Origin of the sequence: Asanoa sp. NPDC049573, assembly GCF_040676615.1 — a bacterium.
Taxonomy (GTDB): Bacteria; Actinomycetota; Actinomycetes; order Mycobacteriales; family Micromonosporaceae; genus Asanoa.
Genome location: NZ_JBFAPI010000005.1, coordinates 200,513 through 226,715 on the forward strand (window position 1 = coordinate 200,513; position 26,203 = coordinate 226,715).

The window sequence follows — 26,203 nt, forward strand, 5'->3', positions numbered from 1 at the left end:
ACCGCGGGTCTTACTTGATCATGTTGACGCTCATCGGGTAGCGGTAGACCTGACCCTCGTTGGCCTTGACGCCCGCGATGATTCCGAAGATCACCTGGATGACCAGGACGATCACGCTCGGGATGAACAGCAGGCACCAGCTCACGAAGACCAGCACGAACGCGATGATCGACCAGAGCAGTTGGAAGTTGAGCGCCGTGAGGGCGTGTGCCCGCACGGTCGGCGACTGCTGGCCCTTCGCCAGGTAGGCGATCAGCGGGCCGACGAAGCCGAGCACACCGAGGCTGACGAACGCACCGAGGGCGCCGCCGAAGTGCGCGATCAGCGCCCAGGTCTTCTCGTCACTGTTGGCGTAGCCCGACGGGGCGGCGCCGCCGTAGTAGCCGCCCTGCTGGGGCGGGTAGCCACCGCCCTGCGGCGGATAGCCTCCCTGCTGCGGCGGCGGGTAGCCACCCGGCGGCGGGTAGCCACCGGCGGGTGGGTAGGCACCGCCACCGGAAGTGGGCGGCGGGTAGGCGCCGCCACCCGAGGTGGGCGGGGGCGCGGCGTTGGGATCCGGGTAACCCTCACCGGGTGGCCGGGGCGGCTCAGTCATGCCCGACACCGTAGGGGTATCGATCAACGCGCGCCAGATGCGAGTTGTGACTTGTTCTGGACAGCTTGGCCACGGCAAACAGCGATCATCGCTTGGTGGACCGGTGCGTCGTAGACTGGCACTCGCTACAGTCGAGTGCCAGGAGGCTGGAGGGGGTGACGCATGGCTCTCGATGACCGCAAGCTCGACGTGTTGCGAGCGATCGTCGAAGACTACGTGTCAACCCAGGAACCGGTCGGCAGCAAGGCGCTGGTCGAGCGTCACCAGCTGGGCGTTTCCCCGGCGACGGTGCGAAACGACATGGCCGTGCTCGAGGAGGAGGGCTACATCCGGCAGCCGCACACCAGTGCCGGCCGGGTGCCCACCGACCGCGGCTACCGGCTCTTCGTCGACCGGCTCTCGACGGTCAAGCCGCTGAGCCCGGCCGAGCGTCGCGCGATCGAGCGGTTCCTGGTGGGCGCGGTCGACCTCGACGACGTCGTGCACCGCACCGTGCGCCTGCTCGCGCAGCTCACCCGCCAGGTCGCGGTCGTGCAATACCCGAGCCTGGCCCGGTCGTCGGTGCGCCACCTGGAGCTGGTGCCGATCTCCACCACCCGGCTGATGGTGGTCATGATCGCCAACACCGGCCGGGTCGAGCAGCGCCTCGTCGAGCTGCCCGCGCCGCTCGACGAGAGCCAGGTCACCACGCTGCGCCGGCTGACCAACGAGAAGCTCTGCGGTTGCAAGCTCTCCGACACTCCGCCGCTGGTGCAGTCGTTGGTCGAAGAGTCCGCGCCCGAGCTGCGGGCGGCCACCGTCGCGCTCTCCACGGTGTTGCTGGAGACACTGGTGGAGCGGCACGAGGAACGCGTGGCGCTCGCCGGCACAGCCAACCTGACCCGGGGCGGCCTGCTCGACTTCTCGGGTTCGCTGCGTCCGATACTCGAAGCGCTCGAGGAAGAGGTCATCCTGCTCAAGCTGATCGGTGAGGTCGAGCCGATCACCCGGGTCCGGATCGGTGACGAGAACGAGATCGACAACCTGCGGTCGGCCTCGATCGTGAGCACCGGGTACGGGCCAGGGGTTACCGTCGTCGGCGGGCTGGGTGTGCTCGGACCGACCCGGATGGACTACCCCGGCACCATCGCCACCGTGCGCGCCGTGGCACGCTACGTAGGCGAGCTGCTGGCCCAGAACTGACACCCACCCCCCACCTGATCATCGGCGGCCGGCACAAGCGAGACGACTATGAGGACTCAGAACACAGTGGCCAGGGATTACTACGGGATTCTCGGCGTGGCCCGAGATGCCAGCGACGACGAGATCAAGCGCGCCTACCGGAAGCTGGCTCGTCAGTTCCACCCCGACGTCAACCCGGATCCCGCCGCCGCGGAGAAGTTCAAAGAGATCAACGCGGCCTACGAGGTCCTCTCCGACGACCAGAAGCGGCAGATTGTCGACCTGGGCGGCGACCCGCTCGCCCCGGGTGGCGGCGGGCCGGGCGGCGGTCCCGGCGGTGCCGGGCCGTTCGTCGGCTTCCAGGACATCATGGACGCGTTCTTCGGCGCCGCCGGCGCCGGCGCCCGCGGCCCGCGGCCGCGCACCCGGCCGGGCGCCGACGCGATCCTGCGGCTCGAGCTCGACCTGCTGGAGACCGCGTTCGGCGTCGAGGCGCCGATCACCGTCGACACCGCGGTGCTCTGCACCACCTGTGCCGGCGCCGGCACCGCGGCCGGCACCCACCTGGCCACCTGTGAGACCTGTGGCGGCCGTGGCGAGGTCCAGTCGGTCCAGCGCACCTTCCTCGGCCAGGTCGTCTCGTCCCGGCCCTGCACGGTCTGCCAGGGCTACGGCACGGTCATCCCGCACGCCTGCCCGACCTGCGCCGGCGACGGCCGGGTCCGCACCCGCCGCTCGCTGACCGTGAAGATCCCGGCCGGCGTCGAAGACGGCATGCGGATCCGCCTGGCCCAGCAGGGCGAGGTCGGCCCGGGCGGCGGCACCGCCGGTGACCTCTACGTCGAGATCCACGAGCGGCCGCACGACGTCTACTCCCGCAAGGGTGACGACCTGCACTGCCGGGTGACGGTGCCGATGACGGCGGCCGCGCTGGGCACCCGGCTGACGATCAAGACGCTCGACAGCGAGGAGACGGTCGACGTCAAGCCGGGCACGCAGCCCAACTCGACGCTGCGGCTGCGCGCCCGGGGCGTGCCGCACCTGCGCGGCGCCGGGCGTGGCGACCTCTACGTGCACCTCGACGTGCGCACCCCGACCAAGCTGTCGGGCGACCAGGAGAAGGCCCTCCGCGAGTTCTCCCGGTCCCGCGGCGAAGAGGTGGCCGAGCTGACCAAGCAGGGCGGCTTCTTCTCCCGGATGCGCGACGCGTTCAACGGGCACTGACGGTTGAGCCGGCCGCTCTTCCTCGTCGACGCGCTACCCGAGGGCGACGAGTTGCTGCTCGACGGCCCGGAGGGGCGGCACGCGGCCACCGTGCAACGGATCGGCGCGGGCGAGGAGCTGCTGCTCGCCGACGGCCGCGGTGGCACGGCGGCGGCGGTGGTCACCGCCGCCGGCCGCAACGCGCTGACCGTGACGATCCGATCCCGGGCGTACGAGCCGCCGCCCGACCCGCGCCTCGTCGTCGTGCAGGGCATCGCCAAGGGCGACCGGGGCGAGCTGGCCGTGCAGGCGATGACCGAGGTCGGCGTCGACGAGATCGTGCCGTGGGCGGCCGCCCGCTCGGTGGCCCGCTGGCGGGCCGAACGCGGCGGCAAGGCCCGCGACCGCTGGGTGGCGACCGCGCGCGAGGCGGCCAAGCAGTCCCGCCGCGCTTGGTGCCCGGCGGTCGGCGGCGACCCCGACGAGTCGACCACCGCGGTCGCCGGCCGGCTCGGCCGCGCCGCCGCCGCGTTCGTGTTGCACGAGGAGGCCGCGGCGCCGCTGGCCACGGCCACCCTGCCGGCGCGCGGCGACGTGGTGCTGGTGGTCGGGCCGGAGGGTGGGATCGCGCCGGAGGAGATCGCCGCGTTCGAGAAGGCGGGTGCCACCGCGGTGCGGCTCGGGCCGACGGTGCTGCGCACGTCGACGGCCGGCGTGGCCGCGCTGGCGGTGCTCAGCGCCCGGTTGGGGCGCTGGGGCTCCACATAGGAAGCTCACGGGGACATCGACATAAGTGACGGCCGGCGCCCACGGGGGAAGGCGCCGGCCGTCCCATATACGAGACCACATCACCCGGTCTTCAGCAAGTCCGCGTTCCCCGTTCGAGCGAAGTTCGACTGTGCGCCATTTGCCGACCTGGGCAAGATCGACGTTCAGTCACACATCGACCGTCGCCGTCAGTTTCGGATCGTTCACCGCGGCCGACGCCTCGACCCGGTAGCTGCCCGGAACCGTCCGCCAGCCGCCGTCCCAGACCTGGAACGTCCGTTCCGGGAGCGGGATGCGCACGGTCACCGACTCGCCGGGCGCAGCCGACACCCCGGCGAAACCGGCGAGCCAGCGCGCCGGCCGCACCGGGCCGCCCTCGGCGGTGGCGCCCACGTACACCTGGACCACCTCGCGACCGGCCCGGGTGCCGGAGTTGCGGACGGTGACCACGGCGGTGCCGTCGTCGACCGTGAGCGACTCGTAGGACCAGGTCGTGTAGCCCAGGCCGTGGCCGAACGGGAACAGCGGTTCGCGGTCTCGGCCTTCGAGACCGGCAGCGGGCCCTGCCGACCAGCCCCGGTAGCCGATCAGTACGTCTTCGGCGTAGACCAGCGTCCCGTCGGTCGGCGTGGTCGACAGCACCGGCAGGTCTTCCATCGTCCGCGGCCACGTGGTCGGCAGCCGGCCGCCCGGCTCGGCCACCCCGAGCAGCACGTCGGCCAGCGCGGCGCCGGCCTCCTGACCGGGGAACCAGGTCAGCAGCACCGCCGCGACGTCGTCGACCCACGGCATCAGCACCGGCGAGCCCGAGTTGACCACGACCACCGTGCGCGGGTTGGCCGCCGCGACCCGGGCGACCAACTCGTCCTGGCGCCCCGGCAGGGCCAGCGTGGTGCGGTCGAAGCCCTCGGACTCGACCTCCTCGGTGGTGCCGACGACCACGACCGCGACGTCGGCGTCGGCCGCGAGCCGGGCCGCCTCGTCGAGCAGCGTCTCGTCGTCGGCGACCGGGCGGCCGTGCCCGAGGGTGAGCGTCACGAAGCCGTGCCGGCCCGGGTAGATCTTGTGGGTCAGCACCACCTCGACCGGCTTTCCGGCGATCGCCTCGACGGCGAACCGCTTCTCCACCGGGGTGAGGAACGCTCTGGTCACCGGGTCGTCGCCGGGCGCGTACACCGCCTCGTCGAGCAGCGTCTCGCCGCCGACCCGGAACTCCAGGTTGCCGAAGCCGTTGGCGGCCAGCAGGTGGGTGCCGGTGACCGAGGGGGTGAACGTCGCCGAGATCTCCGCCGTGGCGGCCGCGGCGGGGTCGACACCGTCCGGCAACTCGCCCATCCAGCGGATGTCGGCGGCGTCGATCGTCGCCGTGTAGAGCGCCTCGCCGCCGGCGTCGCGCAGCGTGGTGGCGATCGGGGTCCACTCGATGCCGGTGGCGGGCGCGAGTTCCGGGCGCGGGTCGGCGCCGACGGCGTAGACCACCTCGGCGTCCGGGAGCGCGGCGGTCAGCCCGGCCAGCGGGGAGATGACGTGGCGGGGGAGCACCCGGGCCGAGCCGCCGCCCTGGATCCGGGCGTCGTCGGCCAGCGCACCGAGCACGGCGACGCGGCGCAGCCCGCCGGCATCGAGGGGAAGGACCGCGTTACGGGCCAGCACGAACGAGCGGGTGGCGATCTGCCGGGCCGCGGCGTCGATGTCGAGGCCGGTGGTCACCGCCTCGGACGGCACCGCGGGCGGTACCCGGTCCCAGGCACCGACCCGGCCGGCGAGCAGCAGGATCCGGCGTACCTTGTCGTCGATCTGCTCCTCGGTGACGTCACCGGCGCGGACCGCGGCGGCCAGCTTGTCGCCCCACGGCCCGGCGAAGGCCGGCATCACCACGTCGAGGCCGCCGGTCGCGGTGGGCACCGTCGTGCGGGCCGCCGTCCAGTCGGAGACGACCGCGCCGTCGAAGCCCCACTCGCCCTTGAGCAGGCCGTTGACCAGGTCGTCCTGCTCGGTCATCAGCGCGCCGTTGACGCTGTTATAGGCGGCCATCAGGCTCCACACGCCGGCGGCCACGATCTTCTCGAACGGCACCAGGTAGAGCTCGCGCAGCGCGCGCTCGGACACCCGCACGTCGACGGTGAACCGCTCGGTCTCCGAGTCATTGGCGACGTAGTGCTTGACCTGCGCGCCGACGCCCTGCTCCTGGAGCCCCGCGACGTAGCCGATGCCGATCTCGGCGGTCAGCAGCGGGTCCTCGGAATAGCACTCGAAGTGCCGGCCGGCCAGCGGGCTGCGGTGCAGGTTGACGGTCGGGGCGAGCAGGATGTGGATGCCCCGGCTGCGGCACTCCTGGCCGAGCACGTTGCCAGCGAGCCGGGACAGCTCCGGGTCCCAGGTCGCCGCGAGCGCGGTCGGGCTGGGCAGCGCGACCGAGGGATTGTCGGGCGACCAGCGCACCCCGCGGACGCCGATCGGCCCGTCGGACATGGTCAGGTTGGCCAACCCGATCTCCGGGATCGCGGGTAGCCGCCAATAGTCCTGACCAGTCAGAAGCCGGACCTTGGTGTCGAGGTCGAGGGTCGCGAGAGCGCTCTCTATCGCGGCTGAATGCGTCGTGTCCACCACGCCGGACATCATGCCTTATGAGAGCGCGCTTACGATCCCCCTCGTGAGCGACTGCCTCTTCTGCCGCATCGTGGCCGGCGACATCCCGGCGACAGTGGTCCGCGAGACCGAGACCACCCTGGCCTTCCGCGACGTCAATCCCAAGGCCGAGGTGCACGTGCTGGTGGTGACGAAGGAGCACTACGTCGACGTCGCCACCCTGGCGCAGGCCGACCCGGGACTCGCCGGCGAACTGCTGGAGACCGCCGCCGTCGTGGCCGAGACCGAGGGCCTGCTCGCCGACGGCTTCCGGCTGATCTTCAACACCGGCGAGTACGGCGGCCAGGAGGTCTTCCACGTGCACGCGCACCTGCTCGGCGGCGAGCCGCTCGGCCCGATGGTGTGCAAGTGAAGGCGCTCGACCGGCTGGTCCGGGAGACCCAGGCCCAGGCCCGCATCCCGGCGCTGTCCGCCGCCGTGCACCGCGCCGACCGTCCGCTGTGGACCGCTGCGGTCGGTGCCGAGCCGGATGCCGCGTTCCGGATCGGCTCGGTCACCAAGACGTTCACCGCGGTGCTGGTCATGCAGGCCCGCGACGAGGGCCTGCTCGACCTCGACGACCCGATCGGCCGACACCTGGACGTGCCGGCGCACGGCGACCTGACCATCCGCCGGCTGCTCTCGCACACCAGCGGCATCCAGCGCGAGCCCTACGGCGACGTCTGGGACACCCTGGTCGCGCCGGACGCCGCCACGCTGGTCGCCGACCTGGAACGGGCCGAGCGGGTGCTGCCGCCGGCCCGCCGCTTCCACTACTCCAACCTGGGCGTCGCGCTGCTCGGCCTGACCGTCGCCCGGATGCGCGGCGGCACCTGGGCCGAGGTGCTCGCCGACAAGGTGCTCGGCCCGCTCGGGCTGGCCGCCACCTCGGCCGTGCGGCCGGCCACCGCGACCACCGGCTACCTGGTCGACGCCTACTCCGACGCCGCCTTCCCCGAGCCGCCGCTGGACTTCGGCGCTGTCGGCCCGGCCGCGCAGCTCTGGAGCACCGCCGCCGACATGGCGAAGTGGGCCGCGTTCCTGGCCGACCCGGCGACCGTCGACCCGGCCGGTGCCGTGCTCGCGGAGGCCACCCTCGACGAGATGCGCTGGCCGCTGACCACCACCGACCAGGGGCTCTGGGCGGCCGGGTTCGGGCTCGGACTGATCCTGGTGCCGCGCGGCGACCGGGTGACGCACGTCGGGCACGACGGCGCGATGCCCGGCTTCCTGGCCGGCGTCTACGGGCGGCCCCGCGCGCTGACCGGTGACCCCGGCCCGGCCGGGTTCGGCGCCGCCGTGCTGGGCGCCTCCGGCACCGCGCTGGAGACCGTCGACCTGCCGCACCGGTTGCTCACCGCGGCGGCCGACGGCGACCCGGCCGAGATCGAGCCGTGGACGCCGGGCGAACCGGCGCCGGAGGCTTACCGCTCGGTGGTCGGCCGCTGGTGGAGCGAGGGCTTCGAGCACGTGTTCGGCTGGTACGGCGGTGCGCTGCGGGCCAGGGGCGCGGCGGACCCGGCGGGCAAGCCGCCGGCGATTTTCCGCCCATCGGCCGACAATCCCGACATTCTTCGTACAATATCCGGTCGTGAAGTCGGTGAGTTGCTCCGGTTGACCCGCGACGACCAGGGGCGGGTGGTGCGCATGCATTGGGCCACCTACCGGTTGACCCGCGACCAGCAGACGTTCGAAGGGCGATCGTTTCGCGCGTAGGAAATGGGCGCGGTGGTCACCAGGTTGAACCGATACGATTGGCGTCTACGTCCGCACCGAGATGAGAGCAGGTGGCGCAGGGCCCACGGGTCCGACTTATGACCGGCACCCCACCGCCCGGGCAGCCCCGGGTTCAGACCAAGATCACAGTGCCTGACTCGCAGATCATGGTCAACCTCCTCGGCGCAGGAGACGAGATCCTGCGGCTCGTCGAGCGCTCGGTCGCCAGCGACGTCCACGTGCGCGGCAACGAGATCACCATCACCGGCGCCCCGGCCGAGAACGCCCAGGCCGAGCGCCTGTTCACCGAGCTTCTCGAGCTGATCCAGAAGGGCGAGACGCTGACCACCGACGCGGTCCGCCGCACGGTCGGCATGCTCGAGCAGGGCACCGTCGAACGCCCCGCCGAGGTGCTCACGCTCAACATCCTGTCCCGGCGCGGGCGCACCATCCGCCCCAAGACGCTGGGCCAGCGGCGCTACGTCGACTCCATCGACGAGAACACCATCGTCTTCGGCATCGGCCCCGCCGGCACCGGCAAGACCTACCTGGCCATGGCCAAGGCCGTGCAGGCACTGCAGGCCAAGCAGGTCAACCGGATCATCCTGACCCGGCCGGCGGTCGAGGCGGGCGAGCGGCTGGGCTTCCTGCCCGGCACGCTCTACGAGAAGATCGACCCCTACCTGCGCCCGCTCTACGACGCGCTGCACGACATGCTCGACCCCGAGTCGATCCCGAAGCTGATGGCGGCGGGCACGATCGAGGTCGCGCCGCTGGCCTACATGCGTGGCCGCACGCTCAACGACGCGTTCATCATCCTCGACGAGGCCCAGAACACGACGCCCGAGCAGATGAAGATGTTCCTGACCCGGCTCGGGTTCGGTTCCAAGGTCGTGGTCACCGGCGACATCACCCAGGTCGACCTGCCGGGCGGCTCGACCAGCGGGCTGCGCCTCGTGCGGGAGATCCTCGACGGCCTCGACGACATCCACTTCGCGACGCTGAGCAGCAGCGACGTGGTCCGCCACCGGCTGGTCGGCGAGATCGTCGACGCCTACGGCAAGTGGGACGAAGAGCGCGAGGCCCGCCAGGCCCAGGGTGTGCACGCGGTCCCCGGCCGGGGTGCCGCGCAGGCGACCGGCCGAGCCGGCCGGCGCCGCTAGCTTTCGAAAGAGGAAGTCTTGTCCATCGAGATCGCCAACGAGTCCGGCGTCGCCGTCGACACCGACGCGGTGCTCGCCGTCGCCCGCCACGCCCTCGACGAGATGGGTGTCAACCCGCTCGCCGAGCTGTCGGTGCTGCTCGTCGACGTCGACTACATGACCGAGCTCAACCACCGGTGGATGGGCGGCGACGGTCCGACCGACGTGCTGGCCTTCCCGATGGACGAGGGCAGCGTCGACCACGGTCCCGGCGAGGTCAGCGGCTCCGAGCCGGCCCTGCTCGGTGACATCGTGCTGTGCCCGGAGGTGGCGGCCAAGCAGGCGGCGACGGCCGGCCACACCGCCGCCGACGAGCTGCACCTGCTCACCGTGCACGGGGTCCTGCACCTGCTCGGCTACGACCACGCCGAGCCCGACGAGGAGCGGGAGATGTTCGAGCTGCAGTCACGGCTCCTGGCCGGCTGGCGGGCGGCGCGGGCACGGTGATCCACTTAGCCGTCGACGCCGCCGCCATCCAACCGGGGCTGCCCGACATCCAGCTGCTGCTGATCGCCGCCGGCCTGGTCGTGCTCGGCGGGTTCTTCGCGATGACCGACGCCGCCCTCGGCGCGGTGTCGCCGGCCCGCGCCGGCGAGCTGGCCCGCGAGGGCGTCCGGGGTGCCCGCACCCTGCAGATCGTCGCGTCCGACGCGGTCCGCCACATCAACCTGCTGCTGCTCCTGCGGCTGATCTGCGAGCTCACCGCGACCACGCTGGTCGCGCTGGTCGCGGTCGACACCTGGGGTGCCGGCTGGCGGGCGGCGCTGGTCACCGCGAGCGCGATGACGGTGGTGAGCTTCGTCGTCGTCGGCGTCGCGCCCCGCACGATAGGCCGGCAGAACGCCTACGCGGTCGGCCGGGCCACCGCGCCCCTGGTCCGCTGGCTGGGCCGGGCGCTCAACCCGCTTGCCTCGCTGCTGATCCTGATCGGCAACGCGGTCACGCCGGGCCGCGGCTTCCGCGAGGGCCCGTTCGCCACCCAGGTCGAGCTGCGCGAGCTGGTCGACCTGGCCGAGCAGCGCGGCGTGGTGGAGAGCGGCGAGCGGCAGATGATCCACTCGGTGTTCGCACTCGGCGACACCATCGCCCGCGAGGTGATGGTGCCGCGCACCGACATGGTGTGGATCGAGAGCACCAAGACGCTGCGCCAGGCCCTCGCGCTGTTCATGCGCTCCGGCTTCTCGCGCATCCCGGTGATCGGCGAGAACGTCGACGACGTGCTCGGCATCCTCTACCTCAAAGACGTGATCCGGCGGGACCAGGGCGACCCCGACGGCGAAGACGGCCCGGTCGGCGAGATCATGCGCGACGCCACCTTCGTGCCCGAGTCCAAGCCCGTCGACGACCTGCTCTCCGAGATGCAGGCGGCCCGCACCCATCTGGTCGTCGTGGTCGACGAGTACGGCGGCACCGCCGGCCTGGTCACCATCGAAGACATCCTGGAAGAGATCGTCGGCGAGATCACCGACGAATACGACAACGAGCGCCCGCCGATCGAACACCTCAACGACGGCGCCGTGCGCGTCGCCGCGCGGGTCCCGGTCGAAGACCTCAGCGAGCTCTTCGACGTCGACCTGCCCACCGACGAGGTGGAGACGGTCGGCGGCCTGCTGGCCCAGGCGCTGGGCCGGGTGCCGATCCCGGGCGCCGAGGCCACGGTCGACGGCCTGCACATGGTCGCCGAGGGCGTGGTCGGCCGCCGCAACCGGATCGACACGGTGCTGGTCCGCCGGGCCGAGGGAAACGCCGACAACCAGAACGAAGACAGTGACGAGAGGCAACACGCGGATGTTTGAGTCGCCCGACCTCGGGCCCCCCGCTCAGCTCGACGCCGAAGACACCAAGCTGGTCACGCTGGCGCGCGGCGCCCGTGCCCGGGCCGGTGCGGTGGAGGGCGCCGCGGTCCGCGACCAGGACGGCCGCACCTACGCCGCGGCGACGGTCGCCCTGCCCTCGCTGAGCATGACCGCGCTGCAACTCGCCGTCGCCTCGGCGGCCGCGGCCGGCGCGAGCAAGGTCGAGGCGGCCGCGGTGGTCACCGAGGCCAGCACCCTCGACGGCGCCGGCCACGCGGCGGTCCGCGACCTGTCCGCCGACGCCCCGATCCACGTGGCCGCACCGGACGGCACCGTGCTCGGCACGGTCGGCGCATGAAGAACAACTTCAGGGCCGGCTTCGCCTGCTTCGTCGGGCGCCCCAACGCCGGCAAGTCGACGCTGACCAACGCGATCGTCGGCCAGAAGATCGCCATCACGTCGAGCAAGCCACAGACCACCCGGCACGTGATCCGCGCCGTGCTGCACCGCCCCGAGTCGCAGCTCGTCCTGGTCGACACCCCCGGCCTGCACCGGCCCCGCACGCTGCTCGGCGAGCGCCTCAACGACCTGGTCCGCACCACCTGGAGCGAGGTCGACGTGATCGGCCTGTGCATCCCGGCCAACGAGCCGGTCGGTCGCGGCGACAAGTTCATCACCGGCGAGCTGGCCGAGCTGAAGGCCACCGTGATCGCGGTCGTGACCAAGACCGACCTGGTCGACAAGGCCACCCTGGCCCGGCAGCTCGCCGCCGTCGGCGAGCTGGCCGAGTTCGCCGACGTGGTCCCGGTCAGCGCGGTCACCGGCGAGCAGATCGAGACCCTGGTCGACGTGGTGACCGGGTTCCTGCCCGACTCGCCGCGGCTCTACCCCGACGACATGATCACCGACGAGCCCGAGCAGGTGCTGATCGCGGAGCTGGTCCGCGAGGCGGCGCTGGAGGGTGTCCGCGACGAGCTGCCCCACTCGATCGCCGTCGTCGTGGAGGAGATGTTCGACGAGGACAACATCACCAAGATCTATGCTGACGTCTACGTCGAGCGCCAGAGCCAGAAAGCTATCGTGATCGGGGCTCGGGCGAGCCGGCTCAAGGAGATCGGCACCCGTTCGCGCCAGGAGATCGAGGCGCTCCTGGGCCGCCGGGTCTACCTCGACCTGCACGTCCGCGTCGCCAAGGAGTGGCAGCGCGATCCCCGGCAGCTGCGCAAGCTGGGGTTCTGAGCAACGGGAGGTCCGATGCGGCGGGTGCTGATCACTGGAGGCGCCGGCCGGATCGGTAGCCTGCTCACCCGGCGTCTTGCCGGCGACTACGCGGTGCGTTCCTTCGACGTGGCGGCCCAGCAGCCGGTCGACGGGGTCGAGACGATCCGCGGGCTGATCAGTGACCTCGATGCCGTGACCGAGGCCTGCGCCGGCGTCGACGTGGTGATCCACCTGGCCGCCATCCCCAGCGAGTCGGTCTGGGAAGACCTGGTCCGGGTCAACCTCGACGGCACCCGCACGGTGCTGGAGGCGGCGCGCCTGGCCGGCGTACCCAAGGTGATCCTCGCGTCCTCGATCCACGCGGCCGGTTTCCGGTCGCCGACCGCGCCCCCGCTCCCGGCGTCGTCCGCGCCCCGGCCCGACACCTTCTACGGCTGGACCAAGGCGGCCGTCGAGTCGCTCGGCAGCCTCTACAGCGACCGGTTCGGCATGACCGTCTTCGCGGTGCGGATCGGAGCGTTCCAGGAAACGCCCTGGACGGAGGTGGACGTGCCGATCTGGCTGTCGCCCGGCGACTGCGTGCGCCTGATGCGGGCCCTGGTCGAAACCCCCGTCACCGGCTTCCGCGTTGTCTGGGGCGTGAGCAACAACTCGTCGGGCTGGTTGGAGCCCGACAGCGAACTCGGCTACGCCCCGGAAGACGACTCCGCGACCGTCGCGCACCTGGCCGCACCCAGCGACGCGGCCGCGCACACCCACCTCGGCGGCACGTTCACCGCGCTCCCGCTCGGCAAGCCTCGTTGGTGACAGTGGGAATGCTCACCGCCTTCTGAGGTTTGATCGTGAAACATCGTGGGGTACGGCTTGACCCGATGCGGAACCGTTACATAGACCTGCTGCGCGCACTGGCCATCGTGCGCGTCGTCGTCTACCACACGTCAGGGTGGACACTCCTATCCTTTATGCCGGCGATGTCGGTGATGTTCGCACTCGGCGGCTCGCTGATGGCGTCCTCACTGGACCGCTCTGGCGCCGCCGCGGTCGGCCGTCGCCTCCGCCGCCTGCTGCCGAGCCTGTGGGTGCTGTCCGCGCTCTTCGTACCGGCGATGGTGCTGACCGGCCTCGCCGTGCACTGGAAGCTGCTGCTCTGGGTGGTACCGCTCAGTGACCCACCGGCCAACCACTGGGGCGCCCTGGCCCTGAGCACGATCTGGTACCTGCGCGACTACCTCTGGTTCGTGCTCGTCTCGCCGCTGGCGCTGTGGCTGTTCCGCCGCTACCCGGTGCCCACCCTGATCGCGCCCTATCTGCTGCTGCTCGTCTTCGAAGCCGGCCTGCTGTCCGGCCCACCGGTCCTGCGCGACTTCGGCCTCTACCTCGGCGCCTGGATGCTCGGCTTCGCGCACCACGACGGCCTGCTCCGCCGCTGGTCCCGCAAGGCCCTGATCGTGGCCGCGTCGCTACTGTGCGGCCTCGGCCTGGCGTGGATCCTGACCCACCCCGGCTTCCGCGGCTACGACCTCAACGACATCCCCCTCGGCAACGCCCTGTGGTCGGCCGGCCTGATCGTGGTGGCCCTCGGCTTCCTCCCCGCGACCGCCGACTGGATCACCCGTTGGTCCTGGTTCGACCGATCCGTCACCGTGCTCAACTCCCGCGCGCTGACCATCTACCTCTGGCACATGCCGGTCGTAATCCTGATCGCGTGGGTCGCGGCCCCGCTGGGCTACGAGGGCCTCCAGGCCGACCGGGCCGCGGTCCGCCTGGCCGGCGTGGCCGTGCTCGTAGCGGTCGCGGTCGCATTGTTCGGCTGGGTCGAAGACCTGGCCGCCCGCCGCCGCCCGGTCATCCTCCCCGGCGCCCGCCGCCGCGAGCCCGCAATGCCGGTCCCGGTCTCCCCGGCGCCGGCCCCGGTGCCCGTGCCAGCCGTCGCCGATCCGGCCCGCCCAGCCGCCGCGCCAGACCCGACCCGCCCGATCCTGCTGTGGCGCTGGGACCGGGCCGGCGCCCTCGAAGAACACCGCCACGACGCCATCGTCTCCCGCTGGGCAGCCGCACCGAGCCAGCGCGCATAAGCCGAACGAACCAAAGCCTGACGACAGCGGCAGCGTTGCTCGCGATCGCCTCTCATCCCGCTGTGGGTTGCCGAGTGCGTACATGTTTTCGGATGTACGTACATGCGAGAACATGTCGGGTCGGGGAGAGGTACTCGTGCCTGCCGCGACACGCCCGACCGGCGTGGGGGCTGCGGCGACCCGTTGGAAGGTGATGCTCTAGTGGGGTAGCGGCACCACGGCGACGCTTTGTTCGGTGAGGCTGCCCAGGTAGAGGTGGCCCTCGTGTTCGCGGACGCCCGTCACCATGTGGTAGCCGGCGTCGGGGGTTTGCAGGTCCGCCACCACCGAGCCGGCCGTGTCCACGGCCATGACCCACGTGGTGCGGGCCGGCGCCGGCTGGAGCGCCTCCGGCAGCGCCCAGACTGCCCGGCGCAGCGCCGGGGGTCGGGCGTGGAGGCGGTCGAGCAACGCGTTGCGTGGTGTGGCGAGCGCGATCCAGATGCGGCCGTCGGCGCCCGTCGAGAGGTTGTCGGGGAAACCCGGCAGGTTGTCGACCAGGATGTCGCGGCGGCCGGCGTCCGGGCCCGTCAACTGCACCCGGGTGATCCGGTAGGCGCCCGTCTCGGCCACTGCCACGAACGACTCGTCGGCGGCCAGGGCGACGCCGTTGGCGAACTGCAGGCCGTCGAGGAGCACCGAGACCTCGCCGGCGGGGGAGCGGCTCAGCAGGCGGCCCGTACCCGTGTGCTCCATGATGTCGGCCCGCCAATGGGCCAGGCCGTAGCGTTGCGACGAGTCGCTGAAGTAGATCGTGCCGTCGCGGGCTATCGCGGCGTTGTCGCACAGCCGGAAGCCGTCGGCGAGGACCGTGGTCGCGCCGTTCTCGACGGACATCCGGAGCAGGCCCCGGTGTGCGTCGCAGATGACCAGGTCGCCGTCGGCATCGACCTCGACGCCCAGTGGGCGGCCGCCTGTGTCGCCGACGACCCGCGGTGGGTCGCCGGCCGGCGACAGGCGCAGGACCCGGCCGTCGGCCAGGCCCGTGTAGAGATGCCCGTCGGGGTGCGCCACCACGTCTTCCGGGCCGACGCCGTCGACCGGGAGGAACGACGGGCGCGGCATCGGGGGGTCGCTCGCCCGGCGGCGGGCCCGCAAGGACGGCGTCGGTGGCTGCCAGACGACGGGGTCGATCCGTGGGCGGCTGCTCATCCCGACACACTAATCCAGATCGATCTTCACAGAACCCGCCGAGACAGCTGGCGAAAACAGGGACCACAATTGGCCGGTGCCCGGATACCGCCGCCAGCTCTACCGCGACGACGCGGTGGTGCTGCGCGTGCAGAAGTTGGGCGAGTCCGACCGGATCATCACGCTGCTCAGCCGCCGGCACGGGCGGTTGCGGGCGGTCGCCCGGGGCGTCCGGCGGACCACCTCGCGGTTCGGGGCGCGGCTGGAGCCGTTCGGTCACGTCGACCTGCAGATCGCCGGCGACCCCAGCGGGGCCGGTGGCGGGCTGCACTCGGTCAGCCAGGTCGAGGCGATCGAGCTCTACGGGAAGCGGTTCCTCGACGACTACCCCCGCTACACGGCGGCCAGCGCGATCTCCGAGACCGCGGAGCGGCTGACCCCGGTCGAGCACGAGCCGTCGCTGCGGTTGTTTCTTCTCACACTCGGCGCCTTCCGGGCGCTGGCCCTGCGCGAGCACGCCGGCACCTTGGTCCTCGACGCCTACCTGCTGCGCGGGATGGGGATCGCGGGCTGGGCGCCGGCGCTGACCGAATGCGCGGTCTGTGGCACCGCGGGGCTGCACAAGGCGTTCTCGGTGCCCGCCGGCGGGGCTGTTTGTCCGGATTGCCGGCCACCCGGCGCGGCCCACCCGGCGCCCGACACGCTGCATTTGATGGTCGCTCTCGCGTCCGGCAACTGGCACGTCGCCGACACGGCCGAGGTCGGGCCGCGCCGCGAGTGCAGCGGGCTGGTCGCGGCACACCTGCAGTGGCACCTCGAACGCGGGTTACGCTCGCTGCCGCTGGTCGATCGCACAACGGGGGAACAGAAATGATCAGGTCACGGGCCGCGCGCCGCGCGGTGCGGCCGCCGACGCCGCACGTCTCGGGGGCCCGCCCGCCCGAGTTGCCGGCGGGGAGCCTGCCCAAGCACGTCGCGATCGTGATGGACGGCAACGGCCGCTGGGCCAAGGAGCGCGGGCTGGCCCGCACGGCGGGCCACGAGCGGGGCGAACACTCGCTGTTCGACACCATCGAGGGCGCGATCGAGATCGGGCTGCCCTACCTGACGGCGTACGCGTTCTCGACCGAGAACTGGCGGCGTTCGCCGGAAGAGGTCCGCTTCCTGATGGGCTTCAACCGCGACGTCATCCGGCGCCGCCGCGACCAACTCGTCGACCTCGGCGTGCGGGTGGTCTGGTCGGGCCGGGCCGGTCGGCTGTGGAAGAGCGTGATCTCCGAACTGCAGACCGCCGAGGAGATGTCGAAGGACAACACCAAGCTGACCCTGCAGTTCTGCGTCAACTACGGCGGCCAGGCGGAGATCGCCGACGCGGCGGCCGCGATCGCCCGGGACGCGGCGGCGGGGAAGATCGACCCGGCCAAGGTCACCGAGAAGACCATCCAGCGCTATCTCTACCACCCGGAAGTGCCCGAGGTGGACATGTTCCTGCGCCCGTCGGGGGAGCAGCGCACGTCCAACTTCATGCTCTGGCAGTCGGCGTACGCGGAACTGGTCTTCCTCGACACCCTCTGGCCCGACTTCGACCGGCGCCACCTCTGGTATGCCTGCGAGCTGTTCGCCCAGCGCGACCGGCGCTTCGGTGGTGCGATCCCCAACCCGGTAGCGCCGCCGCCGCCGGAATGACCTAGCCACGCGTGCGGCGCCGAGGTATCGTCTTCGCATGCGTTACTGATGACCCCAGGGATTCTGTGTGCCGGTCCGCCGTTGACGGCGGTCTTCGAGCGCCCGGGGCGTCATTGTCGAAATAATCGTTACGCCACCGGGCATCCGTCTGTTCTCCCTCTGCTTTCGGAGGTCTTCGCATGCCTGCAGCCAACCAACCATCTGAGACTCCCGAGGCCGGCAACCGCGCGGCCCGGCGGGCGCGCGCCAAGGCGGCCGGCCAGCCGGACCGCGAGCTCGGCCGATCGTCCACAAAGGGCGGTCGCAGCAAGCCGGCGGCGCAGCCGAAGAACTACGCCTTCCGTCGCGCCTAGTCCACAGTGGAAGAGGCCCGCCTAGCGCGGGCCTCTTCCGCCTTCCAGCCGCGGCCACGGCCGGCGCAGGTCGAGCGCGTAGAGCACCTTGTCATAACGCAGATGCCCGACCGCGACGAAGTCGATCAGCCGGCCGTACTCGTTGAAACCCAGCGTGCGATAGAGCGCGAGGGCCCGCTCGTTGTCACCGCGGGCGTCGAGCGTCAACACCTCGATGCCGGCCTTGCGGGCACTGGCCACCAGCCCTTCGGTGATCGCCCGCCCGATGCCGCGCCCCTGGTAGCCGGCCGGCACCGCGACCCGCTCCAGGTCGGCGTGCGGCCGGTGGGTCTGCCGGGCATAACGCCGCCAGTAGCCGAGACCGGCGAGCACGCTGCCGTCGGCCAGCGGCATCGGGGCGCTGTCGATGCCGGCCGGCCCGACGACATCCTCGCCCGACGCGTAGGCGACCAGCAGCGCCGCCTCGGACACCGCGGCTCCCTCGACCACGGTGGTCAGCAACTCGCGCACCTCGGCCTGGCTGGGTGGCACCGCCCAGCCCAACGCCGCGCCGGTGGACACCATCTGGAAGATCCGCCAGACGTGCGGCACCAGCGCCTCGATCTCCGCCGGATCGGTCACTTCGGCCAGTCGTACGCTCATCGCCACCGCCTCGTTTCGCACGCGTTGGAGCGAGACACTAGCCCAGAACGGGCCGGAACGTATCGGTGGTGATGCTCACGGTGAGGATCGCAACGGTGAGCAGGGCCGCACCGGCCACGAAGAGCGTGTCGGCGCGGGTGAAGCGTTGCGCGCGGGCATGCGTACGCGGAAGGCCGCTGTCGAAGCCCCGCGCGTCCATCGCCAACGCCAGCCGGGTGCCCCGCCGGATCGCGCCGACCAGCAGCGCGAACACGGTCGACGCGAACAGCCGGGCGGCCAGAACCGGGTTGCCGCCGGCGTCGACGCCGCGCGCCCGGCGGGCCATCCGCAGCGCCTGCCACTCCTCACCGAGCAGCGGGATGAGCCGGAACGCGGCCAGCGTGCCGATCGCGAACCGCGCCGGCGCCCGGGCGTTCTGCACCAGCGCGTCGGCCAGGTCGGTCGGGTCGGTGGTGCTGAACACCATGATGCCGGGCAGGGCGAGCGCGACCAGTCGCAACGCCAGCCCGAGCGCGACGGTCAGCACGCCGGTGGTCACGTCGAGCGGGCCGACCGCGAACACCGACTCGCCGCCCCGACTGGCGCCGAACAGGATGGTGGTCAGCACGATGCCGAACACGGACACCAGCAGCGGCCAGCCGCGGCGCAGCAGGGTGCCGTAGCGCACGCCGAAGAACGGCAGCAGGATCAGCTCGGCCGCGATCGCCAGCGCCGGCGTCAACGGGTCGAGCGTGGTCAGCACGCCGACCGCGAACACGGTGGCCGCGATCAGCTTCGCGACCGGGTTGCGCCGGGCCAGCGGCGCCGAGGAGCGGACCATCACCGCGGTGAGCGTCATCGGGTCAGCTCCAGCCGCCGGTCGGCGAGCGCGTCGACGAACGCCGCGTCGTGGGTCACCGCGAGCACCCCGTGCCCCTCGTCGCGCAGGTCGGCCAGCAGCGCGACCAACTCGATCCAGGTGCGCCGGTCCTGCCCGAACGTCGGCTCGTCGAGCAGCAACAGCCGCGGCGCGGACGCCAACGCCGTCGCGACGCTCAGGCGTCGGGCCTCACCACCACTGAGGGTGTACGGGTTGGCCCGCGCCAGGTGTTCGAGCCGCAGCCGCTCCAGCAACTCGTCGACCACCGCGAGCGGGCGGCCCAGCTTGCGCGGGCCGACCGCCAACTCGTCGCGCACGGTCGAGGCGACGAACTGGTGCTCCGGGTCCTGGAACACCGAGCCGATCCGGGCGGTCAGGTCGGCGGCCCGCCAGCGGTGTGGCGGCCGGGCCGCGTCGGCGCCGGCCAGCAGCGACGACGCGACCACCCGCCCCGACGCCGGCTTCAGCAGGCCGCCGAGCAGCAGGGCCAGGGTCGACTTGCCCACCCCGTTGGGCCCGACCACGGCGAGCGCCTCGCCGGTGCGTACCGACAGGTCGGTCTGTGCCAGTCGCGGCGGCAGCGCCAGCCGGTCGGCGGTGACCAGCACCTCGCCGGGGGAGGCGGCCGCCCGCCGGGGTGGCGGCAGTGGCCGGCCGGGCACCCAGATCCCGTCGGCGGCCAGGGCGGCGCCGTGCGTGCCGAACACCTCGGCCGGCGAACCGGACGCGGTCACGCCGCCGCCGGGCGCCAGCACGACGACCCGGTCGACGAACGGGATGACCGGCTCCAGCCGGTGCTCGACCATGATCACCGTGGTGTCCCGGGACACCGCCGTGCGCAGCGACGCCCGCACCAGGTCGGCGCCGACCGGGTCCAGGTTGGCCGTCGGCTCGTCGAGGAGCAGCAGGTCGGGGCGCAGCGCGAGGACGCCGGCCAGGGCCAGCCGCTGTTGCTCGCCGCCGGACAGCGCCCGGGTGGGCCGGTCGAGCGGGTGCCCGAAGCCGACGGCGTCGAGCGCCTCGCCCACCCTCGGCCAGATCTCCGATGCCGGGACGGCCCGGTTCTCCAGCCCGAACGCGACGTCGTCACCGACCCGCGACATCACCAGTTGCGTGGCCGGGTCCTGGAAGACGATGCCGACCCGTTCGCGGGCCTTGCGGGTGTCGAGGCCGTCGATCTCGGCGGTGCCCTCCCGCTCGCCGGAGTCGTCGGCGAGCAGGCCGGCCAGCGCGGCCAGCAGGGTGCTCTTGCCGGCCCCGGAGGGACCGAGCAGCAGCACCCGCTCGCCACGCTCGATGCGCAGGTCCACCCCGCGCACCGCCCACGCCTTGCGGCCGGCGTGCCGCCAACCGAAGCCGTGCAGTTCGACGGCGCTCAACGGCTCAGACCGCCGCGCGTTCCCGGCCGGCCGGGAACCGGTCCAGGGCTCCGGTGTTGACCAGGGCCCGGGTCAACAGCCACCCGCCGACCCCGGCCACGACCGCCGAACTGGCCGTGGTGATCGCCAGGTAGGGGAGTTGGAAGCTGCCCCACGCCATGCCCGGGTAGTAGTAGACGACGTCGTAGACGGCCGCCACCAGGCCGGCGGCCGCGCCGGCGAGCATGGCCACCGGCAGCTTGTAGACGCGGTAGGCGAACAGCGCGAAGACGAGTTCCGCGCCGAGGCCCTCCAACGGGCCCTGCAGCACGATCATCCAGCCCCAGACGGTGCCCAGGGCGACCGAGACCAGCGCGGCGACCGTCTCGGTGAACAGCGCGGCGCCGGGCTTGCGGATGACCAGCGCGCCCAGCACGGCCGGCAGCAGCCAGATGCCGTAGAGCAGGGTGCGCGCGGGCAGCGGGATCGCGTCGGCCGGTCCGTTGTAGAGCAGGCCCCAGGCCCAGAAGACGACGCCGAACGCGACGCCCAGGACGGCGCCGACGACGATGTCGACGGTCCGCCATCGATTGACGGTGTTGGTCATGGTGTAGCCCTCCCAGTTCGGTGAACCAGGAGAAGACGCACGCCATGCCCGATGGAACGGACATGGCGCGGCTGGAGAAGACCGAACTCCCTGCGCTGGCATTACCCAGATCAGGTTCGAGGGTCTGCGGAAGATACCGCACTCTCAGCGCTGCGCGCTCCCCTGTCGGATGTGAAGTTGTTCCACCAGGCTAACACCGGGTTACGGCGGTACGCTCGCGCGCATGCGGATCGAGACGCGGGGGCTGAGGTTCGAGGTCACCGAGGGTGGTCCGCCGGGCGGCGCGCCGGTGATCCTGTTGCACGGGTTCCCGGTCAACCGGCACAGCTGGGACGACGTGACGCCCTACCTCAACGCCGCCGGGCTGCGGACGTTCGCGGTCGACCAGCGCGGCTACACGCCGGATGCGCGACCCAGCGGGGTCGACGCCTACCGGATGGCCGAGTGCGTCGCCGACGCGGCCGCGTTCGTCGACGAGTTGGCCGGCGGCCGCGCCGACCTGGTCGGCCACGACTTCGGGTCGCTGGTCGCCTGGCAGTTGGCCGCCGAACACCCGGAGCGGGTCCGCTCGCTGACCGCCGTCTCCGTGCCGCACCCGGCCGCGTTCGGCCAGGCCCTGCTGACCGATCCCGAGCAGCAGCGCCGCTCCTCCTACGTCGACCTGTTCCGGATGGCCGGCAAGGCCGAGCACGTGCTGTCCCGCGACGGCGGCGCCGGGTTGCGCAAGGTGCTCGACGGCGTCGGTGGCCGGCTCGAGGTCTACGCCGCCGCGCTGCTGGAGCCGGGCGCGCTGACCGCCACGCTCAACTGGTATCGCGCCCTGGTGATCGAAGACCTGGTCAAGGTCGGTCCGGTCGAGCGGCCGACGACGTTTGTCTGGGGCGACCGCGACACGGCGGTCGCGCCGGCCACCGCCTTCGCGGCCGGCGACCACGTGACCGGCGACTACCGCTTCCTGCCGCTGCCGGGCGTCGACCACTGGGTCACCGACGCGCAGCCGGAGGTTCTCGCCCAGGCCATCCTGAAACGCATCGCGGACGCATCGTGAGCAACAGCAACCACCCGGCCGCGGCCGGCGAGCGCACGCCGCACACCCGCGAGTCGCTCGCCGCCGACCTGTCCGCGCTCGGCGTGCGGCCCGGCTCGACGCTGCTGGTGCACGCCTCGCTCAAGCCGGTCGGTTTCGTGGCCGGTGGGCCGCACGCGGTCGTGCTCGCGCTGCGCGACGCGCTGGGCCCGGACGGCACGCTGGTGGTGCCCACCCATACGCCCGACAACTCCGACCCGGCGCAGTGGCAGAACCCGCCCGTACCGCAGAGTTGGTGGCCGGTGATCCAGGAGAACATGCCCGGCTTCGACCCGGCGGTGACGCCGAGCCGTTGGATGGGCGCGATCGCCGAGGTGGTCCGCACCTGGCCGGGCGCGCAGCGCAGTGACCACCCGCAGGTCTCGTTCGCCGCCCTGGGCCGGCTGGCGCAGGAGGTCGTCTACGGCCAGCCGCGGGCCGCGATGCTCGGCCCGGACTCGCCGCTCGGCAAGATCTATGGCCTCGACGGCGACGTGCTTCTGCTCGGGGTCGGCCACGACTCCAACACCTCGCTGCACCTGGCCGAATACCGCCGGCCGGCGCCACCGCCGGCCCGGCTGGGCGCGGCGGTGCAGAGCGCCGACGGCGGCCGCGAGTGGGTCTGGTGGGACGACATCGACCTCGACGAGGGCGATTTCGAGTTGCTCGGCGCCGACTTCGACGCGCTCGGCACGACCCGCACCGGCCGGGTCGGCGGCGCGCTGTCCCGGCTGATGTCGCAGCGCGCGGCGGTCGACTTCGCCGAACGCTGGATGACCGACAACCGCGCCTAGCCCCCGTCGCGTCGCGGCGCGAAGGGAGCGTGCACGGCCTGGTTGCCGAGATCGCGCGCCATGTTCCGGCGCAGGGGCGGAATCGCCGCGGTCAGCCGCAGGACGGTGCGGAACGCGGCCCGGCCCGGCGCGGTCGAGTGCGCGGCCTGCTCGGCATTGCGCAACGACTTCCGCACCGCGGCGAAGCCGTAGCGGAGCATCTCGCGCTCGTAGCGGGAGATCGCCGCGACGACCTCGGCCGACCCGGCCGCGCTCAGCTCGCGGCGCAGGGTCACGTCGGCGACCGCGGTGCTGCCGTCGGCGAACCGGGCCGAAACCCGGTCGCCGGACAGGTCGTACCCGATGAAGGTCCTGCCCAGGTGCACCACGTCGTCGAGCCCGTCGAGCAGGAACTGGCGAAGCAGGATCCGGCAGACGCCGTAGTGCCGGTCCGGCGGCGCCGCGGTGGGGTCGTTGATCTCGGCGCCGGTGAAGCCGAGCAGGTCGGTGCAGCGGTCGGTGAGGAAGCCGAAGCCGCCCTCGTCGGTCGCGACGGCGGCCGACCTGGATTCACCGTTCCTGATGCTGCTGCCGGACTCGCCGGAGTTCCGCGAGCGCTACGCCGAGCAGTTGCGCAAGGTCGTCGCCCGGCTGAGCTGATCGGATCTCGCGTTTCGCCGGTCGCGCATGCGGGAAATGACCGCGGACCGGTGTGCTGACCGTCCACGATGAGAGCTACGCGAAGGAGCCCGCATGGCCGACGAGCCGCAACCGGAGACGCCGAAGGAGCGGTGGGACCGCAACTTCGCCGATCTCCTTCAGGAGTTGCGGGTCGCGCAGACGGGCGTCCAGATCCTCTTCGCGTTCCTGCTCACGCTGCCCTTCAGCAACGGCTTCCCGCGGACGACCGAGTTCCAGCGCGACGTCTACATGGTCTCGCTGCTGTCCGCGGCGGCCGCCACCGCGATGATCATCGCGCCGGTCGCGTTCCACCGGGCGCTGTTCCGCCAGGGCCGCAAGCCGGAACTCGTCCGGTTCGGTCATCGGATGGCCACCGGCGGGCTGGCCTTCCTGCTGATCTCGATGGTCAGTGCGGTGCTGCTGATCACCGACTTCATCCTGTCGCGCACGGTCGCGATCATTGTCAGCGGCATCGCGGCCCTCTTCTTCATCACTTTCTGGGCGGCGCTGCCCTGGTCACGGCGAGACTGGGGGGAACCGGACGCGACCGAAGCCGAGATCACCCGGCGCCGGGAGCACCCGGAGGACTTCGAGAAGCCTACCGACCAGTAACAAAGCGAGGTACCGTCAGGAACAGCACAGCCCAGCCCGGACAAAGGGGGAAGCCGTGACGACGACGCAGAACAGGCCGCCCGAGGCAGGCGGCGACGGCGCCGGGATGCTTCCGGAGGAAGCCGGCATGGTTTCATACCAGGAGTCCCGCGAGGTCGCCGAGGCGTCCCGGGAAACCGACTGGACCAAGCCCAGCTTCGGCAAGGAACTCTTCCTCGGCCGGTTGCGGCTCGACCTGATCGACCCGTGGCCGCAGCCCGACCCGCTCCGCACCGCCAAGGGCGAGGAATTCCTCAAGAAGCTCAACGCGTACGTGCGCAACGAGGTCGACGGCGCCCAGATCGAGCGCGACAACCGGATTCCCGACGAGGTCTTCCACAACCTCGCCCGGCTCGGCGCGTTCGGCATGAAGATCGACGAGAAATACGGCGGCCTCGGCCTGACCAACCTCGACTACGCCCGCAGCCTGATGCTGGTCGGCTCGGTCAGCCCGGCGATCGGCGCGCTGCTCTCCGCGCACCAGTCGATCGGCGTGCCCCAGCCGCTCAAGCTGTTCGGCACCGCCGAGCAGAAGCGCCGCTACCTGCCCCGGCTCGCCGGCGGCGAGGTGTCCGCGTTCCTGCTCACCGAGCCCGACGTCGGCTCCGACCCGGCCCGCCTCGGCACGATCGCCGAGCCGGTCGAGGGCGGCTACCGCCTCAACGGTGTCAAGCTCTGGGCCACCAACGGCACGGTCGCGACCCTGCTCGTGGTGATGGCCCGGGTGCCCAAGTCGGAGGGGCGGCGCGGCGGCATCACGGCCTTCGTCGTCGAGGGCGACTCGCCCGGCATCACGATCGAGCGGCGCAACGACTTCCTGGGCCTCAAGGGGCTGGAGAACAGCCTCACCCGCTTCCACGACGTGTTCGTACCCGCGGATCAGATCATCGGCGGTGAGGGTCGCGGCCTGAAGATCGCGCTGACCACCCTCAACACCGGCCGGTTGTCGCTGCCCGCGATGTGCGTCGGCGCCGGCAAGTGGTCGCTCAACGTGGCCCGCGAGTGGTCCGCCGACCGGGTGCAGTGGGGCCGTCCCGTCGGCGACCACGAGGCGATCGCCACGAAGCTGGCCTTCATGGCGGCGACCACCTACGGCATGGAGACGATGCTCAACCTGTGCTGCATGCTGGCCGACGACGACCGCAACGACATCCGCATCGAGGCGGCGCTGGTCAAGCTCTATGCCAGCGAGATGGCGTGGAAGATCGCCGACGAGTTGGTGCAGATCCGCGGCGGCCGCGGCTACGAGACGGCCGACTCGCTGGCGGCCCGCGGCGAACGCCCGGCCGCGACCGAGCAGATCCTGCGCGACCTGCGGATCAACCGGATCTTCGAAGGCTCGACGGAGATCATGCACCTGCTGATCGCGCGCGAGGCCGTCGACGCGCACCTCTCGGTGGCCGGTGACATCATCGACCCGAAGGCCGACCTGGGCCGCAAGGCCAAGGCCGGTGCCCGGGCGACCGCCTTCTACGCCAAGTGGCTGCCCGGCCTCGCGGTCGGCAAGGGCCAGAACCCGAACGCCTTCAACGAGTACGGTCCGCTGGCGCACCACCTGCGCTACGTCGAGCGGGCGGCCCGCAAGCTGGCCCGGTCGACGTTCTACGGCATGTCGCGCTGGCAGGCGCGGATGGAGGACCGCGAGGTCTTCCTGGGCCGGATCGTCGACATTGGCGCGGAACTGTTCGCGATGGCGTCGGTCTGCGTGCGGGCCACCGCCGAGAGCGCCGACCGTCCCGAGGGCATGGAGTTGGCCGACCTGTTCTGCCGGCAGGCCCGGGTCCGCGCGGAGGCGCTGTTCACCGCGCTGTGGGACAACACCGACTCGGTCGACGTCAAGGCGGCCAGGCGCGTCCTCGACGGCCGCTACGCCTGGCTGGAGGAGGGGGTCATGCGGCCGAAGGGCGACCAGCCCTGGGTGGCCACCTGGAAGCCGGGCCCGTCGACGGCCGACGACGTCCGCCGCCGGATTCCACCGCTGTCCTGATCAGG

Annotated in this window: 28 protein-coding genes and 1 riboswitch; of the genes, 20 read left to right on the forward strand and 8 right to left on the reverse strand. The window is 71.9% G+C overall.

The genetic code is table 11. From position 1 onward, the window contains the following. Positions 1–10 precede the first annotated feature (10 nt). Positions 11–595 carry a DUF4870 domain-containing protein gene (locus AB0J74_RS13880; protein WP_363448073.1) on the reverse strand — a complete coding sequence of 195 codons (585 nt, stop codon included), beginning with the start codon at positions 593–595 and terminating at the stop codon, positions 11–13. A 162-nt stretch (positions 596–757) separates the two neighbouring features. Here AB0J74_RS13880 and hrcA point away from each other — a divergent pair, with 162 nt between their 5' ends. From hrcA to AB0J74_RS13895, 3 genes are all read left to right on the forward strand, one after another. Further along, positions 758–1,777 carry a heat-inducible transcriptional repressor HrcA gene (hrcA, locus tag AB0J74_RS13885; RefSeq protein ID WP_363448074.1) on the forward strand — a complete coding sequence of 340 codons (1,020 nt, stop codon included), beginning with the start codon at positions 758–760 and terminating at the stop codon, positions 1,775–1,777. 66 nt (positions 1,778–1,843) lie between these two features. Next, positions 1,844–2,980: a molecular chaperone DnaJ gene (gene dnaJ / locus AB0J74_RS13890; RefSeq protein ID WP_363448365.1), complete on the forward strand. Its 1,137-nt coding sequence runs from the start codon at positions 1,844–1,846 to the stop codon at positions 2,978–2,980. A 3-nt stretch (positions 2,981–2,983) separates the two neighbouring features. Further along, entirely contained in the window at positions 2,984–3,727 is a 744-nt protein-coding gene (locus tag AB0J74_RS13895; RefSeq protein WP_363448075.1) for a 16S rRNA (uracil(1498)-N(3))-methyltransferase, read from the forward strand. A gap of 168 nt (positions 3,728–3,895) precedes the next feature. Here AB0J74_RS13895 and AB0J74_RS13900 read toward each other — a convergent pair whose 3' ends face one another. Further along, a complete protein-coding gene (locus tag AB0J74_RS13900; protein ID WP_363448076.1) occupies positions 3,896–6,337 on the reverse strand; it encodes a glycoside hydrolase family 3 C-terminal domain-containing protein in 2,442 nt (813 codons plus the stop codon). A gap of 10 nt (positions 6,338–6,347) precedes the next feature. Here AB0J74_RS13900 and AB0J74_RS13905 point away from each other — a divergent pair, with 10 nt between their 5' ends. From AB0J74_RS13905 to AB0J74_RS13945, 9 genes are all read left to right on the forward strand, one after another. Further along, entirely contained in the window at positions 6,348–6,728 is a 381-nt protein-coding gene (locus AB0J74_RS13905) for a histidine triad nucleotide-binding protein (protein WP_363448366.1), read from the forward strand. After that, positions 6,725–8,071: a serine hydrolase domain-containing protein gene (locus AB0J74_RS13910; protein ID WP_363448077.1), complete on the forward strand. Its 1,347-nt coding sequence runs from the start codon at positions 6,725–6,727 to the stop codon at positions 8,069–8,071. The genes AB0J74_RS13905 and AB0J74_RS13910 overlap by 4 nt, the downstream gene beginning before the upstream one ends. A 98-nt stretch (positions 8,072–8,169) precedes the next feature. Beyond that, a complete protein-coding gene (locus AB0J74_RS13915) occupies positions 8,170–9,234 on the forward strand; it encodes a PhoH family protein (protein WP_363448078.1) in 1,065 nt (354 codons plus the stop codon). Between the two features lie 18 nt (positions 9,235–9,252). Then, a complete protein-coding gene (gene ybeY, locus AB0J74_RS13920; RefSeq protein ID WP_363448080.1) occupies positions 9,253–9,720 on the forward strand; it encodes an rRNA maturation RNase YbeY in 468 nt (155 codons plus the stop codon). Beyond that, positions 9,720–11,069, forward strand: a complete 1,350-nt coding sequence (locus AB0J74_RS13925; protein WP_363448367.1) for a hemolysin family protein — start codon at positions 9,720–9,722, stop codon at positions 11,067–11,069. Before ybeY ends, AB0J74_RS13925 begins: the two co-directional genes overlap by 1 nt. Further along, a complete protein-coding gene (locus AB0J74_RS13930) occupies positions 11,062–11,427 on the forward strand; it encodes a cytidine deaminase (RefSeq protein ID WP_363448081.1) in 366 nt (121 codons plus the stop codon). The genes AB0J74_RS13925 and AB0J74_RS13930 overlap by 8 nt, the downstream gene beginning before the upstream one ends. After that, positions 11,424–12,308 (forward strand): GTPase Era, encoded by an 885-nt coding sequence (gene era, locus AB0J74_RS13935; protein WP_363448083.1) that lies wholly within the window; start codon positions 11,424–11,426, stop codon positions 12,306–12,308. Before AB0J74_RS13930 ends, era begins: the two co-directional genes overlap by 4 nt. A gap of 15 nt (positions 12,309–12,323) precedes the next feature. Beyond that, a complete protein-coding gene (locus tag AB0J74_RS13940; protein ID WP_363448084.1) occupies positions 12,324–13,097 on the forward strand; it encodes an NAD(P)-dependent oxidoreductase in 774 nt (257 codons plus the stop codon). 65 nt (positions 13,098–13,162) lie between these two features. Further along, complete coding sequence (locus AB0J74_RS13945) at positions 13,163–14,365, forward strand: acyltransferase (RefSeq protein WP_363448085.1); 1,203 nt, start codon at positions 13,163–13,165, stop codon at positions 14,363–14,365. Positions 14,366–14,563: 198 nt separating this feature from the next. Here the strand turns inward: AB0J74_RS13945 and AB0J74_RS13950 are convergent, their stop codons facing one another. Then, entirely contained in the window at positions 14,564–15,556 is a 993-nt protein-coding gene (locus tag AB0J74_RS13950) for an SMP-30/gluconolactonase/LRE family protein (RefSeq protein ID WP_363448086.1), read from the reverse strand. A gap of 76 nt (positions 15,557–15,632) precedes the next feature. Here AB0J74_RS13950 and recO point away from each other — a divergent pair, with 76 nt between their 5' ends. From recO to AB0J74_RS13965, 3 genes are all read left to right on the forward strand, one after another. Next, positions 15,633–16,409 carry a DNA repair protein RecO gene (recO, locus tag AB0J74_RS13955; protein WP_363448088.1) on the forward strand — a complete coding sequence of 259 codons (777 nt, stop codon included), beginning with the start codon at positions 15,633–15,635 and terminating at the stop codon, positions 16,407–16,409. Continuing rightward, positions 16,406–17,221 carry an isoprenyl transferase gene (locus AB0J74_RS13960; protein WP_363448089.1) on the forward strand — a complete coding sequence of 272 codons (816 nt, stop codon included), beginning with the start codon at positions 16,406–16,408 and terminating at the stop codon, positions 17,219–17,221. The genes recO and AB0J74_RS13960 overlap by 4 nt, the downstream gene beginning before the upstream one ends. A gap of 179 nt (positions 17,222–17,400) precedes the next feature. Further along, positions 17,401–17,574 carry a hypothetical protein gene (locus tag AB0J74_RS13965; RefSeq protein ID WP_363448090.1) on the forward strand — a complete coding sequence of 58 codons (174 nt, stop codon included), beginning with the start codon at positions 17,401–17,403 and terminating at the stop codon, positions 17,572–17,574. Between the two features lie 21 nt (positions 17,575–17,595). Here AB0J74_RS13965 and AB0J74_RS13970 read toward each other — a convergent pair whose 3' ends face one another. From AB0J74_RS13970 to AB0J74_RS13985, 4 genes are read right to left on the reverse strand one after another with little or no spacing between them, the layout of a single operon-like run. Then, positions 17,596–18,216 (reverse strand): N-acetyltransferase, encoded by a 621-nt coding sequence (locus AB0J74_RS13970; protein WP_363448091.1) that lies wholly within the window; start codon positions 18,214–18,216, stop codon positions 17,596–17,598. Between the two features lie 37 nt (positions 18,217–18,253). Continuing rightward, positions 18,254–19,054 carry an energy-coupling factor transporter transmembrane component T gene (locus AB0J74_RS13975; protein WP_363448093.1) on the reverse strand — a complete coding sequence of 267 codons (801 nt, stop codon included), beginning with the start codon at positions 19,052–19,054 and terminating at the stop codon, positions 18,254–18,256. Then, a complete protein-coding gene (locus AB0J74_RS13980; RefSeq protein WP_363448094.1) occupies positions 19,051–20,454 on the reverse strand; it encodes an ABC transporter ATP-binding protein in 1,404 nt (467 codons plus the stop codon). Before AB0J74_RS13980 ends, AB0J74_RS13975 begins: the two co-directional genes overlap by 4 nt. 4 nt (positions 20,455–20,458) lie before the next feature. Beyond that, positions 20,459–21,040, reverse strand: a complete 582-nt coding sequence (locus AB0J74_RS13985) for an ECF transporter S component (RefSeq protein ID WP_363448095.1) — start codon at positions 21,038–21,040, stop codon at positions 20,459–20,461. A gap of 69 nt (positions 21,041–21,109) precedes the next feature. Next, positions 21,110–21,214, reverse strand: a riboswitch (TPP riboswitch). 49 nt (positions 21,215–21,263) lie between these two features. Here AB0J74_RS13985 and AB0J74_RS13990 point away from each other — a divergent pair. Together AB0J74_RS13990 and AB0J74_RS13995 are read left to right on the forward strand one after the other, a co-directional pair. After that, positions 21,264–22,088: an alpha/beta hydrolase gene (locus tag AB0J74_RS13990; protein WP_363448096.1), complete on the forward strand. Its 825-nt coding sequence runs from the start codon at positions 21,264–21,266 to the stop codon at positions 22,086–22,088. Next, positions 22,085–22,900, forward strand: a complete 816-nt coding sequence (locus tag AB0J74_RS13995; protein WP_363448097.1) for an AAC(3) family N-acetyltransferase — start codon at positions 22,085–22,087, stop codon at positions 22,898–22,900. The genes AB0J74_RS13990 and AB0J74_RS13995 overlap by 4 nt, the downstream gene beginning before the upstream one ends. Here the strand turns inward: AB0J74_RS13995 and AB0J74_RS14000 are convergent. Beyond that, a complete protein-coding gene (locus AB0J74_RS14000) occupies positions 22,897–23,265 on the reverse strand; it encodes a hypothetical protein (RefSeq protein ID WP_363448098.1) in 369 nt (122 codons plus the stop codon). The genes AB0J74_RS13995 and AB0J74_RS14000 overlap by 4 nt on opposite strands. A gap of 133 nt (positions 23,266–23,398) precedes the next feature. Here AB0J74_RS14000 and AB0J74_RS14005 point away from each other — a divergent pair, with 133 nt between their 5' ends. The 3 genes from AB0J74_RS14005 to AB0J74_RS14015 all read left to right on the forward strand — a co-directional run bounded on the left by AB0J74_RS14005 (position 23,399) and on the right by AB0J74_RS14015 (position 26,198). After that, a complete protein-coding gene (locus AB0J74_RS14005) occupies positions 23,399–23,539 on the forward strand; it encodes a hypothetical protein (RefSeq protein ID WP_363448099.1) in 141 nt (46 codons plus the stop codon). Between the two features lie 93 nt (positions 23,540–23,632). Next, the gene (locus AB0J74_RS14010; protein ID WP_363448100.1) at positions 23,633–24,172 is read left to right on the forward strand and encodes a DUF6328 family protein; all 540 of its coding nucleotides are present in this window, start codon (positions 23,633–23,635) and stop codon (positions 24,170–24,172) included. 106 nt (positions 24,173–24,278) lie between these two features. Next, positions 24,279–26,198, forward strand: a complete 1,920-nt coding sequence (locus tag AB0J74_RS14015) for an acyl-CoA dehydrogenase family protein (RefSeq protein WP_363448368.1) — start codon at positions 24,279–24,281, stop codon at positions 26,196–26,198. Positions 26,199–26,203: the final 5 nt, after the last annotated feature.

Excerpts from the sequence above, each read along its gene's own strand:
- AB0J74_RS13880 (WP_363448073.1), bottom strand. The coding sequence starts at position 595 with ATGACTGAGCCGCCCCGGCCACCCGGTGAGGGTTACCCGGATCCCAAC.
- hrcA (WP_363448074.1), top strand. The coding sequence starts at position 758 with ATGGCTCTCGATGACCGCAAGCTCGACGTGTTGCGAGCGATCGTCGAA.
- AB0J74_RS13905 (WP_363448366.1), top strand. The coding sequence starts at position 6,348 with ATGCCTTATGAGAGCGCGCTTACGATCCCCCTCGTGAGCGACTGCCTC.
- AB0J74_RS13915 (WP_363448078.1), top strand. The coding sequence starts at position 8,170 with ATGACCGGCACCCCACCGCCCGGGCAGCCCCGGGTTCAGACCAAGATC.
- AB0J74_RS13930 (WP_363448081.1), top strand. The coding sequence starts at position 11,062 with ATGTTTGAGTCGCCCGACCTCGGGCCCCCCGCTCAGCTCGACGCCGAA.
- era (WP_363448083.1), top strand. The coding sequence starts at position 11,424 with ATGAAGAACAACTTCAGGGCCGGCTTCGCCTGCTTCGTCGGGCGCCCC.
- AB0J74_RS13940 (WP_363448084.1), top strand. The coding sequence starts at position 12,324 with ATGCGGCGGGTGCTGATCACTGGAGGCGCCGGCCGGATCGGTAGCCTG.
- AB0J74_RS13945 (WP_363448085.1), top strand. The coding sequence starts at position 13,163 with ATGCGGAACCGTTACATAGACCTGCTGCGCGCACTGGCCATCGTGCGC.
- AB0J74_RS13950 (WP_363448086.1), bottom strand. The coding sequence starts at position 15,556 with ATGAGCAGCCGCCCACGGATCGACCCCGTCGTCTGGCAGCCACCGACG.
- AB0J74_RS13960 (WP_363448089.1), top strand. The coding sequence starts at position 16,406 with ATGATCAGGTCACGGGCCGCGCGCCGCGCGGTGCGGCCGCCGACGCCG.
- AB0J74_RS13965 (WP_363448090.1), top strand. The coding sequence starts at position 17,401 with ATGCCTGCAGCCAACCAACCATCTGAGACTCCCGAGGCCGGCAACCGC.
- AB0J74_RS13970 (WP_363448091.1), bottom strand. The coding sequence starts at position 18,216 with ATGAGCGTACGACTGGCCGAAGTGACCGATCCGGCGGAGATCGAGGCG.
- AB0J74_RS13975 (WP_363448093.1), bottom strand. The coding sequence starts at position 19,054 with ATGACGCTCACCGCGGTGATGGTCCGCTCCTCGGCGCCGCTGGCCCGG.
- AB0J74_RS13985 (WP_363448095.1), bottom strand. The coding sequence starts at position 21,040 with ATGACCAACACCGTCAATCGATGGCGGACCGTCGACATCGTCGTCGGC.
- AB0J74_RS13990 (WP_363448096.1), top strand. The coding sequence starts at position 21,264 with ATGCGGATCGAGACGCGGGGGCTGAGGTTCGAGGTCACCGAGGGTGGT.
- AB0J74_RS14010 (WP_363448100.1), top strand. The coding sequence starts at position 23,633 with ATGGCCGACGAGCCGCAACCGGAGACGCCGAAGGAGCGGTGGGACCGC.
- AB0J74_RS14015 (WP_363448368.1), top strand. The coding sequence starts at position 24,279 with ATGCTTCCGGAGGAAGCCGGCATGGTTTCATACCAGGAGTCCCGCGAG.